We start from the raw sequence: 13,738 nt of genomic DNA on the forward strand, positions 1-13,738 counted from the left end.
ACTTAGCTGACGATGAAAAGAACCTTCATGGCCTGGCCGCTCTCGTCGTTGAAGAAGTGAGGCTCGATTCGGGCTTTTCCCTCTTCGAGCATGGCCTGCAGATAGTCCTCAATCCTCTTTTCATCCACGAGTTTGAACGACGTTGTGCCAAACTCGGCAGCCAGCAGCTCCTGCAGCGTTTGGTAGTTTTCAAGGCGGTCATTTTTCGCCAAATCCGTGAAATAACGTGCGCCCGCTGCCCGTATGTCGCCGGGCTCCAAGCATTCGGTCAAATAGTGCCAGACATGCTCGATGTCTCGGTGGCCTAGCATCCAACGCAGCGTATCCAGCTCGCCGAAGCTGTTCGTGTAGAAAAACATGATCGCGAAAAAGCGTCGCAGTTGATGCTGGCGCACGTAGTAGCGTTGCCCCTCGGCGTTGAGGTCGCTTTCGAAGTAATCGCAAGCAAAATCAAGGTGGCGGTTGTAAAGGTAAATCGTGCAGTCCTGCAAACCCGAGAATCCCATCGAGGAAGGGGTAGCGAACAGATCAGTCATGTCATCGATAACGCCAAAGCGCTTGAGAAGCCTTTGGAAGCGACGCAGCTCTTCGATCATCTCCACCGCAATGGCATCGATGGGCCGTGACTCCCGTTGCCGGATGCCCAGGGCACGACGTGACGATTTAGCGAGGTTGAACATGAGCCAGGATTTGCTCGCGTCGAGGCACTTCGAGGCATCCAGTGTCAGCAGTTCGTCGACACGCCGAGCCATGATTGTCCCTACAGTCAGCTGAACACTGCCTAGGTATACGTATACCAGCTCAAGCAATCCTCGATTCGCCCGTAAGCTCTGGAAGTACTTATCTCGGCTGGATTTGCGTATCAGGCTTGGCTTGGAAAGACGATTGCTCGAAAGGCCCAGACGTCTCACGCCTAGGTCGACGAGCTCCGGGCCGATGATCTGCTGTAGCTCCGCATCAGTTAAGTGCGACATGGGCTTGTTCTCTCGCTGACAGTGAGCCGCCACGCGAATGAAGCCGTTCAGGATCTTCCTGCCGTGCTCCACGTGAAATTCCATGCTCTTGCGAAAAAGCTTCAGCAGGTTTGCTGAGGGAACACTTCTGAAGCGTGCGGGAGTACTCAGCTGTGGCACGTAATCGGCGATTTGATCGATATCGGTCGGAGAGGGCAGGCCCAACGTACTGAGGACGGCGCTGCCAACCAAGGTGTAGCGGTAGTTGTTATAAGTGGTGGTGCTAAGCGTTACAGCCTCCCCGGTCGTCACACGAACGCCCGGAAATTCACGCTTATACGCTTGTTCGTGGGGATAAAACGCCAATACCTCCAGCGCAGATTTCGGGGTCTGGCGGCCTCGAAGCGTACCCGTATAGATACGACCCGAAATCGCTTTTGAGCTGGCCCTGTATCCTTGATTGGAGTTGCCGTAATACATGCCCTCGTGCATGAGCGCCGCACGCAGGCGTGGAATGTCAGACGCAGCAACATCGATTCGCATGTCTTCCGCACTGTCGTCGCTCACCACCAGCATGCTCGGATATTTCGCATACATTGCATGCTCCACCGACTTGGTGAGCTTGCTGAGTTCAGCCACGCAAAACGCCGATGCGCGCTCGCGCCATGCGTAGATGGACTCCTCAGACCACGGAGACTTGGACAGGTTGTTCAGGATGCCCTTGAGGCTATCGCGATCAAGGTCGCCCAAGCCGAAATCCACTAAACCTAGATCCTTCGCGTTGATCAACAGGTAGTCGATCAGCTTCAGGGTGTACGAGATCTTCACCGTCATACTCTGCGGGGCCAACGAGGAGAACTCCTGGTTGACACCGTTGGCGCCGATAATCAACAGATGCTTGAGTGACCGTAACAGCACATCATTCTCAGGATCGGTCAGTGCACTGTCGTTCCACAGCACGACTGACCAATCGAGCTCCATCGCCTTTTCAGAAGCGGCCTGAATCTTCCATACAGGCTCATCGAAATCGCTGTGCAGCCAGGGCGCGGTGGTATGAGGGGCAACAGTCCCTTCCGGATCGTCTTCATGATCCATATCGTCCAGAAATTCGTATCCCGTCCTTTGCAGGATGATTGCTGCATTGGCACGCTGGTTGGACGGTTGATGGTCTTTGGAGATTTGCTGGTCTTTAGAGATTTGAGCTTGGTTGGAGGTGTTACGACCAGTGCGCAGGGACATAGATCAAAGCCTCCATCTTTCTTGGGTCAACGAGCTTCATTGCTGCTACCAGGTATTTCTTGAGTTCAGCTCTGCGGCCACCGAGAATTTCAGTTTTGATCTTGTCTGCTAGGGACGCCCAGTACTCGGCCTTACCACACACGCGGGCGCGATCAAGGGACGCCGAAACGGCGGCCTCCAGGGAGAGCAGCGACGCGAGAAACGGAACCCCAACCGAGAGTATGGCCTCGCTCTTCTCTACCTGTTCAACCTGTGCTTTACGCTCGGGATCTGCGGCCTGGGAGGGGATTTCTTTGATTCGATGGTTTTCCAGGAAGGTGTCGAGTTCGTCCATGGTCGCGAACTGAGTAACACGGAATAAGTAAGGGCTATCCTTCATCGCCTCGCATACGAGCGCTTTCTGGAAGACCCTGATCCAGCGCGCTTTGATAAACGCGAGCAGGGCATCAGGAAGATAGTGGCTCAGCAAGTCCGGATAGTAGCGCTCATGCCCCAGAGCTTTGGACATTTTATCGGTGCTCTTTGTCTGAAGAAACACCTCCACAGCTCGCGACGCCCTGATACTTTTGAGGCGAATCCTCTTGATGAATTCGACCAACTCCCCCTCTGGTAGGTCGCTGTGAGGACTAAATTCCTTGATCAACCGCTCACGGAGCCCGCTAACACCTTCGAACTCGCTTTCATTCCAGCCAGGAATGCCCGCAATCTTAAAGGGTTTGAAGGCTCTCCCGGTTGTGAGGAACAAGTACCTCCACGCGTCGTCATTATCTGCGCGGAGGCCGCGACGAGGCAGGGCGGTGAAGTTAATGATATCCGTCACGATAGTATACGTATAATCATTTAGCTCAATGATTTGTTCTCGAACTTCAGGTTGTTTTCGATCTTTATAGCCAATCAGTAGGCGGTTTTCCTTATCGAAACCAGTTAGTTGGCCGTGAGCGTTGTAAAGCTCAAAGCTCTTCAGGAATTCGGTAGTGATTTCCGGGTGCTCAAGCACAAGCAAACACTGTAACGGGAGGAGGCTGTGAGCGGTGGGGAAGCCGAAAGTATGGGCGAGCTCTATAGCGCCGAAGTTTTCGCCGGTTTGGTAGTTGTAAATTTTGCAAAGGTATTCTTGGCGTACCGTGGATGCAGTATCTTCCAGCGTGGTGCAAATATCGGCTAGGCTATAATTTTTATAGGCGTAATCAGCGTGTGGCCGCATAATAGGCTGGCCTTCCTGAGCAAGCGAGATTCGACGTGTATACCGAGCTTTAAGATCTTCATATTGCGCAGCTGCCCACCCACGGACTGTGGCCACGTCTCGTTTGATATGAAAAAACAAAATCTCTACAGCTTCCGCATCAGTGACATGCAGCGGAATGTCGGTAAGAAGTTTTTCTTGAACGAGCATTCCATTGTCATGTTGCTTGGTTTTAGTCTCTGACGGATGTTTTTTTAGCGGCGGCGGACGTTTGATTGGTGCTGTCAAAGTACACCAAATATTAGTCTTGCAGAGACATTCTTCAACCGAATTTAGGAATTTTCCCCAGTTTTTGATTTGAACCTTGCCGTCTTTATTTGCCTTTTTTGCGGCGGTAAAATAAGCGTGAGTGAATGCAGCCATAAAACTTCTTACGCCTGATTCATTCTGGAATTTATGCAGTGGCCAGCTAGAATGATGTTTGCTCAAATAGTCAAACATATGATTCCATTCTACGCTGAATGAGTTGGTTCGATCGAGATAGTGATTCTGGAGCTCAGCATCAATTGATCTAATAAATTCGTGGCCGTATGGAATCACTAGCTGAGCCAGGCGCGGGTATACATTGTCCCTACCGTCTAGTTTACCTTTAAGGTACCAGCCCTCCCAGTACCAACGTTTATCATCACTGGCTGATGCGATCGCATGACAGATTGCAGGATCTGGATGGTATTGAGCGAAGTCCCACTCGACAGGATGAAAGTCAGGGTACTTCTTTCTCGCAGCATTCAGTGCGTAGTAGATCTTCCGGCAGGGCTTGCGCCCAGCTTTTATTGACAGGTCGATCAGCTCCTTCCCCGCAACAGCTTTCGTGAAGCCCTGCATGATTGTCTCGATCGCTGGGCTTCGTAGTGTCTCCATCGTGATCCGCTGGTCAGTCAGGTCGCAGTAGCCTTCCAGCAAGCTCAGATCGAGAGAAATCGTGTAGCTCTTCTTAGAGTTCTTCATCGTGCTGCGTACCATTTCCTGGCCTTCGAGGATTACCTCCACTACTGCGGCATCGATGGCGTTGAAAGGGTGATTTCGGATGGCGAGGATGTTTTTGATAATCGTCATTTTCTGTTATCGTACAAAACAGGGTGAAAGGCCCGGTACAGAGCGGCTAGGACGATAATGACATGCCACGCTAAATAGTCAAATGAAGGAGCTGGGTTTCGAACTGAACCTGGGCTTCAAAGAAGACCTGTCCGAAGAAGCCATTGACGCTTTCCTCGAAGCATTCATCAAAGAAGCCATGGAAGCCAACGGTCTGGGCTATGTCGGCGGCGACGACTTCGGTCTGGTTTGCCTGCAGAAGCGTGGTTCGGTCTCCGAAGAGCAGCGCGCTGCTGTTGAAGCCTGGCTGAAAACCCGCTCCGAGCTGACTTCTACTGAAATCAGCCCGCTGCTGGACGTTTGGTATCCGGAAAAGCCGATCAACGCGGCCAAGTGATACTGAAAAAAACGGCGACCTGAGGGTCGCCGTTTTTTTATGCCTGCTTTTTAACGAGGCCTCAGGCCTTGCGCCAGTTGAGGATCAGCAAGGTCAACACCCCCGCGACAATCCCCCAGAACGCCGAACCGATGGAAAACAGCGTCAGCCCCGACGCCGTGACCATGAAGGTGATCAGCGCCGCTTCCCGTTCCTTCACCTCGGTCATGGCGATGCTCAAGCCGTTGATGATCGAGCCGAACAGCGCCAAAGCAGCAATCGACAGCACCAGCTCCTTCGGCAGCGCGGCAAACAGTGCCGCCAGCGTGGCGCCGAACACCCCGGCAATCCCGTAAAAAATCCCGCACCACACCGCAGCGGTGTAGCGTTTGTTGCGATCCTCATGGGCATGCGGCCCGGTGCAGATCGCCGCGCTGATCGCTGCGAGGTTGATGCCGTGGGAACCGAACGGCGCCAGCAGCAGGGAAGCGATGCCGGTAGAGGTGATCAGCGGCGAGGCCGGGACGTTGTAGCCGTCGGCCCGCAGCACGGCGATACCGGGCATGTTCTGCGAGGTCATCGCTACGACAAACAGCGGAATGCCGATGCTGATGGTCGCGGCCAGGGAAAAGTGCGGCGTGGTCCAGACCGGTGTCGCCACTTCCAGATGAAAGCCGCTGAAGTCCAGCAGCCCCATGAAGCCCGACAGCGCGGTGCCGATCAGCAGCGCGGCGAGCACGGCATAGCGTGGCGACCGGCGTTTGACGATGAGATAAGTGAAGAACATCCCCAGCACCAGACCGGTGCGGTGTTGCGCGGCGACGAAAATTTCGCTGCCGATCTTGAACAGAATCCCCGCCAGCAGCGCGGCGGCGAGGGAGGCCGGGATCTTTTTCACCAGCCGTTCGAAGCTGCCGGTCAAGCCGCAGATCGTCACCAGCACTGCACAGGTAATGTAGGCGCCGATGGCCTCGCCGTAGGTAACGCCGCCAAGACTGGTGATCAACAGCGCTGCGCCGGGCGTCGACCAGGCAATCGTGATCGGCGTGCGATAACGCAGGGACAGGCCGATCGAACACACCGCCATGCCGATGGAAATCGCCCAGATCCACGACGAAATCTGCCCGCTGGTCAGGCCCGCTGCTTGCCCTGCCTGGAACATCAGCACCAGCGAACTGGTGTAGCCGGTCATCATCGCGATGAACCCGGCGACGATGGCGGAGGGCGATGTGTCCGCCAGCGGGCGCAGTCGGGTGTGGGTAATTTCGTTCATGACAGCGGTATTCCTTGTACCAATGAAGATATTTGCTGCTACGCGAAACCCTTGTGGGAGCGAGCTTGCTCGCGATGGCGGCGGAACAGTCGACATTGGAGTTGAATGTCCAACCGCTATCGCGAGCAAGCTCGCTCCCACAGGAATCGCGGATTCTGCGATCAAGCCTAAACTCAAACGTAACGGAGCGTTGCAATACAGCCGAAGCCACAAACAGCCGTACAGTCGTGTTGCCACCTTCCATTGTGTACAATCGCGCTGTTTTTTACGCGATACTTGCCAGCGACCCACTGTGCCGTATTACAGTCACGGTCAATTCGCCGCAGTTCTTCCCGACTCGAGTGCCCATGAACGAACAGTTGCAACCCCTCAAGAAACAACCGCGAGCAGGCAAAGCCGGCCGCAGCGGAACCCAGGACGATATTGTCTATGCGCATATCTTCGAGGCCATCCTCGAACAGCGTCTGGCGCCCGGCACAAAGTTGAGCGAAGAAGCGCTGGGGGAAATTTTCGGGGTCAGCCGCACCATCATTCGCCGCGCGCTCTCGCGTCTGGCCCATGAAGGCGTGGTGCTGTTGCGGCCGAACCGTGGCGCGGTCGTCGCCAGCCCGAGCGTCGAAGAGGCGCGTCAGGTGTTCCTCGCCCGACGTCTGGTGGAACGCGCGATCACCGAGCTGGCAGTGCAACACGCCACCGCCGAGCAGATCGCCGAACTGCGCCAGATGGTCAACGACGAACGCGACAGCTTCTCCCGTGGCGATCGCGGTGCCGGCATCCGTCTCTCGGGCGAATTCCACCTGAAACTGGCCGAGGCAGCGAAGAACGCGCCGTTGATCAGCTTCCAGCGCAGCCTGGTTTCGCAGACGTCGCTGATCATTGCCCAATATGAAAGCGGCAACCGCTCGCACTGTTCCTACGACGAGCACACTCAGCTGATCGACGCCATCGAAGCGCGCAACGGCGAGCTGGCAGTGGACCTGATGATGCATCACATGGATCACATCGACAGCAAGCTCAACCTCGACGAGGAAAGCGCGTCCGACGATCTGCATGCGGTGTTCTCGCATCTGTTGCAGACCAAGAAGCCGGGGCGGCCGGCGGTCAAGCTCTGAGTCAGACCGCGTCGACCCCAATCGCTGGCTTGCCAGCGATAGCAATCTGACAAGCAATAAAAATCCCCCGGACTGCAAAGTACCGGGGGATTATTTTGTCCGTCTGATCCTGATCGTCTGATCGTTCCCACGCTCTGCGTGGTAACGCCTCTGGGGACGCTCCGCGTCCAGTGACGCGGAGCGTCACGGGCTGCATTCCCACGCAGAGCGTGGGAACGATCAGCACGGGGGCGATCAGTGTCGGAGAGTTAGCGCTGGTGTACCAGCGCACCTGCTGCATAGGTCTGAGCCACCGTGCGGTCATCGCCCAGGGTCATCAGCACGAACAGTGTCTCGGCAATGTTGTTGGCCTGCTTCAAGCGATAGCTCAGCAGCGGCGTGGCGTTGTAGTCCAGCACCAGGAAGTCGGCGTCGGAGCCCGGTTGCAGGTTGCCGATCCTGTCTTCCAGACGCAGTGCCCGCGCACCGCCGAGGGTGGCGAGGTACAGCGACTTGAACGGGCTCAGGCGCGCACCTTGCAGCTGCATCACCTTGTAGGCTTCGTTCAGGGTTTGCAGCAGCGAGAAACTGGTGCCGCCGCCGACGTCAGTCCCGAGGCCGACGTTCAGCTTGTGCTTTTCGGCCATTGGCAGGTTGAACAGGCCGCTGCCGAGGAAGAAGTTCGAGGTCGGGCAGAACGCGACCGCCGAGCCGGTCTCCGCCAGACGCGCGCATTCGTCGTCGCACAGGTGCACGCCGTGGGCAAACACCGAGCGCTCGCCGAGCAATTGATAGTGATCGTAGACGTCGAGGTAGCCTTTGTGCTCCGGGAACAGCTCCTTGACCCACTCGACTTCCTTGAGGTTTTCGCTGATGTGGGTCTGCATGTACAGATCCGGGTATTCGCTGAGCAACTGGCCGGCGAGGGTCAGCTGTTCCGGGGTGCTGGTCGGGGCGAAACGCGGGGTGACTGCATAGTGCAGACGACCCTTGCCGTGCCAGCGCTCGATCAGCGCCTTGCTGTCGACGTAGCTCGATTCCGGGGTGTCGGTGAGGTAGTCCGGCGCGTTGCGGTCCATCATCACCTTGCCGGCGATCATCCGCAGATCCAGCTTCTCGGCGGCTTCGAAGAACGAGTTCACCGATTGCGGGTGCACGCTGCCGAACACCAGTGCGGTGGTGGTGCCGTTGCGCAGCAGTTCCTTGATGAAAATGTCCGCCACTTCATCGGCGTGGGCCTTGTCGGCGAACTGGCTTTCGCACGGGAAGGTGTAGGTGTTCAGCCAGTCCAGCAGTTGCTCGCCGTAGGCGCCGACCATGCCGGTCTGCGGCAAGTGGATGTGGGTGTCGATGAAGCCCGGGGTGATCAGCGCATCCTTGTGATGCGTGATCTCGATGTCCGCCGGCAGGGTCGGCAGCAGTTCGCTGGCGTGGCCGAGGGCGCTGATCTTGCCGTCATCGACCACCAGCAGGCCGTCCTCGAAATACTCGTAGGAGGCTTCGATGCCGACCTCGGCAGGGTCGGCGATGCTGTGCAGGATGGCGGCGCGGTAGGCTTTGCGAGTCAGAGGCATGAGGGTTCTCTAATCAGTTTGAGGCTTTGAGTGAGGCGGCCTGACTGCGGCGTGACACCGGCAGCAGTTTGGCAATCGGTTCGGCACTGGCGGTGTGCTGGCCGAAATTGGCGTTATAGGTGGCGATGATTTCGCCGGCGATGGAGATGGCGATTTCCACAGGCAACTTGCCTTTGACTTCGCCGATGCCCATCGGGCAGCGCATGCGTTGCACGACACTGGCGTCGAAACCACGATCACGCAAACGGTGTTCGAACTTGGCCCGTTTGGTTTTCGAGCCGATCAGGCCGAACCAGGTGAAGTCGTTACGCTTGAGGATCGCGGCGGTAAGTTCCAGATCCAGCTGATGGTTGTGGGTCATGACGATGCAGTAGCTGCCGGCGGGCAGGTCGTCGATCTCATCCACAGGTTCCTCGGCGACGATTTTGCGCACGCCGTGGGGAATCTGCTCGGGGAATTCCTCTTCCCGGGAATCGATCCAGCGCACCCGGCAGGGCAGGCTGGCGAGCAAGGGTACCAGTGCGCGACCGACATGGCCGGCGCCGAACACGGCAATCTGCGCCTGCACCTGGCCCATCGGTTCGAACAACAGCACCGTGGCGCCGCCGCAGCACTGGCCGAGGCTGGCGCCGAGGCTGAAGCGCTCCAGATGAGTGTCCTGCTTGCCGCTGGCGAGCATCTCGCGGGCGATCTGCATGGCTTTGTATTCCAGATGCCCGCCACCGATGGTGTCGAACGTCTGGCGGGCGCTGACGACCATTTTCGAGCCGGCATTGCGCGGCGTCGAGCCGAGCTCTTCGATGATCGTCACCAGAACGCAGGGTTCGCCCTGGTTCTGCAGGTCGGCGAGGGCGTCGATCCAGTTGTACATATCTCACCTCTCAGATCGTTCCCACGCTCTGCGTGGGAATGCATCACTGGACGCTCCGCGTCCGCTGTTCAGGATGCGACGCAGAGCGTCGCCGGCTGCATTCCCACGCAGAGCGTGGGAACGATCATCAAACGACCTCGGTTTCAGCTTCTACGGCTTTCACCGCCTTGAGCTGGCGCATCTGCTCGCAGCCCCACAACACCCGCTCCGGGGTCGCCGGCGCGTCGATCTTCGGTTGATGCCTGTAGTCGCCGAGGCTGGCCACCGCATCCTTGATCGCGCACCACGCGGCGATGCCGAGCATGAACGGCGGCTCACCCACAGCCTTGGAATGGAACACCGTGTCTTCCGGGTTCTTGCGGTTTTCCACCAGTTTCACTCGCAGGTCCAGCGGCATGTCCGCCACGGCCGGGATCTTGTAGCTGGCCGGGCCGTTGGTCATCAGCTTGCCCTTGTTGTTCCACACCAGTTCTTCCATGGTCAGCCAGCCCATGCCCTGGACGAAGCCACCCTCGACCTGACCGATGTCGATGGCCGGGTTCAGCGAGGCGCCGACGTCGTGGAGGATGTCGGTACGGAGCATCTTGTACTCGCCGGTCAGGGTGTCGACGATCACTTCGCAGCACGCCGCGCCGAAGGCGAAGTAGTAGAACGGCCGACCACGGGCCTGGCTGCGGTCGTAGTAGATTTTCGGGGTCTTGTAGAACCCGGTACTCGACAGCGACACCTGATTGAAATACGCCAGCTGGATCAGCGCTTCGAAGGTCAGGATATGGTCACGAACGCGCACGTGGCCGTTGTGGAATTCCACGTCCTCTTCGCTGACCTTGTAGTGCCGCGCGGCGAATTCGACCAGTCGCTGCTTGATGATCTCGGCAGCGTTCTGCGCGGCTTTGCCGTTCAGGTCGGCGCCGCTGGAGGCCGCGGTTGGCGAGGTGTTCGGCACCTTGTCGGTGTTGGTCGCAGTGATCTGCACGCGGTCCATTTCCACCTGGAACACTTCGGCCACGACCTGCGCGACTTTGGTGTTCAGGCCCTGGCCCATTTCCGTGCCGCCGTGGTTCAGGTGAATGCTGCCGTCGGTGTAGACGTGCACCAAGGCACCGGCCTGGTTGAGGAAGCTGGCAGTGAAGGAAATGCCGAATTTTACCGGGGTCAGCGCCAGGCCTTTTTTCAGGATCGGGCTGTTGGCGTTGTAGCGACGGATCGCTTCGCGGCGCTCGGCGTACTGGCTGCTTTCTTCCAGTTCGGCGGTCATCTCTTCGAGCATGTTGTGCTCGACGGTCTGGTAGTAATGGGTGACGTTGCGCTCGGTCTTGCCGTAATAGTTGGCCTTGCGCACGGCCAGCGGATCGAGGTTGAGGTGACGGGCGATGGCGTCCATCACTTCTTCGATCGCGACCATCCCTTGCGGGCCGCCGAAACCACGGTACGCAGTGTTCGACGCGGTGTTGGTCTTGCAGCGGTGACCGTTGATGGTCGCATCGCCGAGGTAGTACGAGTTGTCCGAGTGGAACATCGCCCGGTCAACGATCGAGGCCGACAGGTCAGGCGAGCAACCGCAGTTACCGGCCAGATCCATCGCGATGCCGTGCAGGCGCCCTGTGCTGTCGAAGCCAACGTCGTACTCGACGTAGAACGGGTGACGCTTGCCGGTCATCAGCATGTCTTCGACCCGTGGCAGACGCATCTTGGTCGGTTGGCCGGTGAGGTGCGCGATCACCGCACACAGGCAGGCCGGGCTCGCAGCCTGGGTTTCCTTGCCGCCGAAACCACCGCCCATGCGGCGCATGTCGACCACGATCTTGTTCATCGAAACGTCGAGGACTTCGGCCACCAGTTTCTGCACTTCGGTGGGGTTCTGCGTCGAGCAGTAGACGATCATGCCGCCGTCTTCGGTCGGCATCACCGAGGAGATCTGCGTCTCCAGATAGAAGTGTTCCTGGCCGCCGATGTGCAGCGTGCCCTGAATGCGATGCTCGGCCGTGGCCAGAGCCGTGGTCGAATCGCCGCGCTGATGGGTGTGGCTGTCGAGCACGAAGTGGCGCTTGCGCAGGGCTTCGACCACGTCCAGCACCGGCTCCAGATCTTCGTATTCGATGATCGCGGCCATGGCGGCCTTGCGTGCGGTTTCCAGATCTTTCGCGGCCACGGCCAGCACCGGTTGACCGACGAACTGCACGTCATCGATGGCCAGCAGCGGATCGCCCGGCAGCAGCGGGCCGATGTCTTTCAGGCCCGGCACGTCTTCGTGGGTGATGGCGATGCGCACGCCTTCGAAGGCGTAGCAGGGCTTGGTGTCGATGCTGATGATTTTCGCGTGGGCGCGATCCGACAGCCGCGCGTAAACGTGCAACTGGTTGGGGAATTCCAGGCGGTCATCGATGTACTGCGCTTCACCGGACACATGCTTGGCGGCGCTGTCGTGCTTGACGCTACGGCCGACACCGGTGGTCAGGTCCTTGGCGAACAATTCAGCCAGTTCAGCTTGCGTTTTCTCTACGCCGTGATGGTTAGACATAAGCGGTCACCCGAGTCTCGATGTGCGGTGTTTGCAGTTCGATGAAGTATTTGCGCAGCAGGTTCTGCGCGCTGAGCAGGCGGTATTCCTTGCTGGCGCGGAAGTCCGAGAGCGGGGTGAAATCCTCGCCCAGCGCGGTGCAGGCGCGTTCGACCACCGCGTTGTTGAACGGCTGACCGATCAGCACGGCTTCACAATGAGCGGCGCGTTTCGGGATCGCGGCCATGCCACCGAAGGCGACGCGGGCGTCGGTGATCACGCCGTTCTCGAGACGCAGATTGAAGGCGGCGCAGACGGCAGAAATGTCATCGTCCAGACGCTTGGAGACTTTGTAGGCGCGGAAACGCTGCTCGGCCGTGGCACGAGGCACGATGATTTTTTCGATGAACTCGCTTTCCTGACGCGCGGTGACCCGGTAATCGATGAAGTAATCCTCGAGGGCCAGCGTGCGGCGGGTCTCGCCCTTGCACAGCACGATCTGCGCGCCGAGGGCGATCAGCAGCGGTGGCGAGTCGCCGATCGGCGAAGCGTTGCCGATGTTGCCGCCCAAAGTGCCCTGGTTGCGGATCTGCAGGGAGGCGAAGCGGTGCAGCAGCTCGCCGAAGTCCGGGTACTCGGCGTTCAGCGCTTCGTAGCAGTCGGAGAGGGCAGTCGCAGCGCCGATTTCAATGCGATCCTCGAAGTGCTCGATGCGTTTCATTTCGGCGACGTTGCCGACGTAGATCATCACCGGCAACGTGCGGTGGAACTGAGTGACTTCCAGCGCCAGATCGGTGCCGCCGGCCAGCAGGCGGGCTTGTGGATAAGCGTCGTAGAGATCGGCCAGATCGGCCACGGTCAGCGGCACCAGGCAGCGTTTGTCGCCGCTGTTGAGTTCGCCGATCGACGTCGGGGCAATGGCTTTGAGGCGGGAGATGGTTTCCGCTTCACGGGCGTCGAACTGATCCGGTTGCTTGCCGCAGCAGGATTGCTCGGCGGCGGCCAGGATCGGCCGGTAGCCGGTGCAGCGGCAGAGGTTGCCGGCCAGCGCTTCGTGGGCCTTGGCCTGATCCGGTGCATCGCTGTTCTTTTGCAGGGCGAACAGCGACATCACGAAACCGGGGGTGCAGAAACCGCACTGCGAACCGTGGCACTCGACCATGGCTTTCTGCACGCTGTGCAGTTCGCCCTTGTGCTTGAGGTCTTCAACGCTGATTAATTGCTTGCCGTGCAGGGACGATACGAACGTCAGGCACGAGTTGAGGCTGCGATAGCGAATGTGCTCGCGGCCATCGTCATCCGTCTGCAACTCGCCGACCACCACCGTACAGGCGCCGCAGTCACCGCTGGCGCAGCCTTCTTTGGTGCCGGATTTGCCCACGTGTTCGCGCAGGTAGTTGAGCACAGTCAGGTTCGGGTCCAGGGCGTGCTCGCTACGGAGTTCCTGGTTAAGTAAAAACTGGATCACGGAAGGCCTCGCAGACTCATTATTGTTGTTGAGCGACTTGAGCCGAATTTAGCAGGTCTGACTTTTCGGTCAATGGTTTTCTGACTTAAAGGTCAGGAAAAACCGTTTTGTCGCT

The 13,738-nt window shown here is 58.4% G+C and carries 9 protein-coding genes; 2 read left to right on the plus strand and 7 right to left on the minus strand.

Annotated elements, in window-relative coordinates:
• Positions 1–2: 2 nt before the first annotated feature.
• Entirely contained in the window at positions 3–2,192 is a 2,190-nt protein-coding gene (locus LOY31_RS09440; RefSeq protein ID WP_231621433.1) for an integrase, read from the minus strand.
• On the minus strand, positions 2,170–4,491 hold the full coding sequence (locus tag LOY31_RS09445) for a hypothetical protein (protein WP_042571914.1): 2,322 nt from the start codon (positions 4,489–4,491) through the stop codon (positions 2,170–2,172). The genes LOY31_RS09440 and LOY31_RS09445 overlap by 23 nt, the downstream gene beginning before the upstream one ends.
• Positions 4,492–4,573: 82 nt before the next feature.
• Between LOY31_RS09445 and LOY31_RS09450 the strand changes: the two genes are divergently transcribed.
• On the plus strand, positions 4,574–4,867 hold the full coding sequence (locus LOY31_RS09450; RefSeq protein ID WP_258713139.1) for a 50S ribosome-binding protein YggL: 294 nt from the start codon (positions 4,574–4,576) through the stop codon (positions 4,865–4,867).
• A 61-nt stretch (positions 4,868–4,928) separates the two neighbouring features.
• On the opposite strand, the gene LOY31_RS09455 is transcribed toward LOY31_RS09450, so the two are convergent.
• Complete coding sequence (locus LOY31_RS09455) at positions 4,929–6,119, minus strand: benzoate/H(+) symporter BenE family transporter (RefSeq protein WP_258713140.1); 1,191 nt, start codon at positions 6,117–6,119, stop codon at positions 4,929–4,931.
• Positions 6,120–6,466: 347 nt separating this feature from the next.
• Between LOY31_RS09455 and LOY31_RS09460 the strand changes: the two genes are divergently transcribed.
• Positions 6,467–7,231: a GntR family transcriptional regulator gene (locus LOY31_RS09460; protein WP_007952027.1), complete on the plus strand. Its 765-nt coding sequence runs from the start codon at positions 6,467–6,469 to the stop codon at positions 7,229–7,231.
• Positions 7,232–7,479: 248 nt separating this feature from the next.
• On the opposite strand, the gene guaD is transcribed toward LOY31_RS09460, so the two are convergent.
• The 4 genes from guaD to xdhA all read right to left on the minus strand — a co-directional run bounded on the left by guaD (position 7,480) and on the right by xdhA (position 13,623).
• On the minus strand, positions 7,480–8,784 hold the full coding sequence (guaD, locus tag LOY31_RS09465; protein WP_258713141.1) for a guanine deaminase: 1,305 nt from the start codon (positions 8,782–8,784) through the stop codon (positions 7,480–7,482).
• A gap of 13 nt (positions 8,785–8,797) precedes the next feature.
• A complete protein-coding gene (gene xdhC, locus LOY31_RS09470; protein ID WP_258713142.1) occupies positions 8,798–9,655 on the minus strand; it encodes a xanthine dehydrogenase accessory protein XdhC in 858 nt (285 codons plus the stop codon).
• A 127-nt stretch (positions 9,656–9,782) separates the two neighbouring features.
• Positions 9,783–12,176, minus strand: coding sequence for a xanthine dehydrogenase molybdopterin binding subunit (gene xdhB, locus LOY31_RS09475; protein ID WP_258713143.1), 2,394 nt, complete (start codon positions 12,174–12,176; stop codon positions 9,783–9,785).
• Positions 12,169–13,623 (minus strand): xanthine dehydrogenase small subunit, encoded by a 1,455-nt coding sequence (gene xdhA / locus LOY31_RS09480; RefSeq protein ID WP_258713144.1) that lies wholly within the window; start codon positions 13,621–13,623, stop codon positions 12,169–12,171. The genes xdhB and xdhA overlap by 8 nt, the downstream gene beginning before the upstream one ends.
• Between the last annotated feature and the right edge of the window lie 115 nt (positions 13,624–13,738).

The sequence above is a fragment of the Pseudomonas sp. B21-021 genome, assembly GCF_024749205.1.
GTDB classification, from domain to species: Bacteria; Pseudomonadota; Gammaproteobacteria; order Pseudomonadales; family Pseudomonadaceae; genus Aquipseudomonas; species Aquipseudomonas paraglycinae.

Bases quoted from the DNA above. Each gene is read 5' to 3' on its own strand.
- LOY31_RS09440 (WP_231621433.1), bottom strand. From the start codon at position 2,192: ATGTCCCTGCGCACTGGTCGTAACACCTCCAACCAAGCTCAAATCTCT.
- LOY31_RS09445 (WP_042571914.1), bottom strand. From the start codon at position 4,491: ATGACGATTATCAAAAACATCCTCGCCATCCGAAATCACCCTTTCAAC.
- LOY31_RS09450 (WP_258713139.1), top strand. From the start codon at position 4,574: ATGAAGGAGCTGGGTTTCGAACTGAACCTGGGCTTCAAAGAAGACCTG.
- LOY31_RS09455 (WP_258713140.1), bottom strand. From the start codon at position 6,119: ATGAACGAAATTACCCACACCCGACTGCGCCCGCTGGCGGACACATCG.
- LOY31_RS09460 (WP_007952027.1), top strand. From the start codon at position 6,467: ATGAACGAACAGTTGCAACCCCTCAAGAAACAACCGCGAGCAGGCAAA.
- guaD (WP_258713141.1), bottom strand. From the start codon at position 8,784: ATGCCTCTGACTCGCAAAGCCTACCGCGCCGCCATCCTGCACAGCATC.
- xdhC (WP_258713142.1), bottom strand. From the start codon at position 9,655: ATGTACAACTGGATCGACGCCCTCGCCGACCTGCAGAACCAGGGCGAA.
- xdhB (WP_258713143.1), bottom strand. From the start codon at position 12,176: ATGTCTAACCATCACGGCGTAGAGAAAACGCAAGCTGAACTGGCTGAA.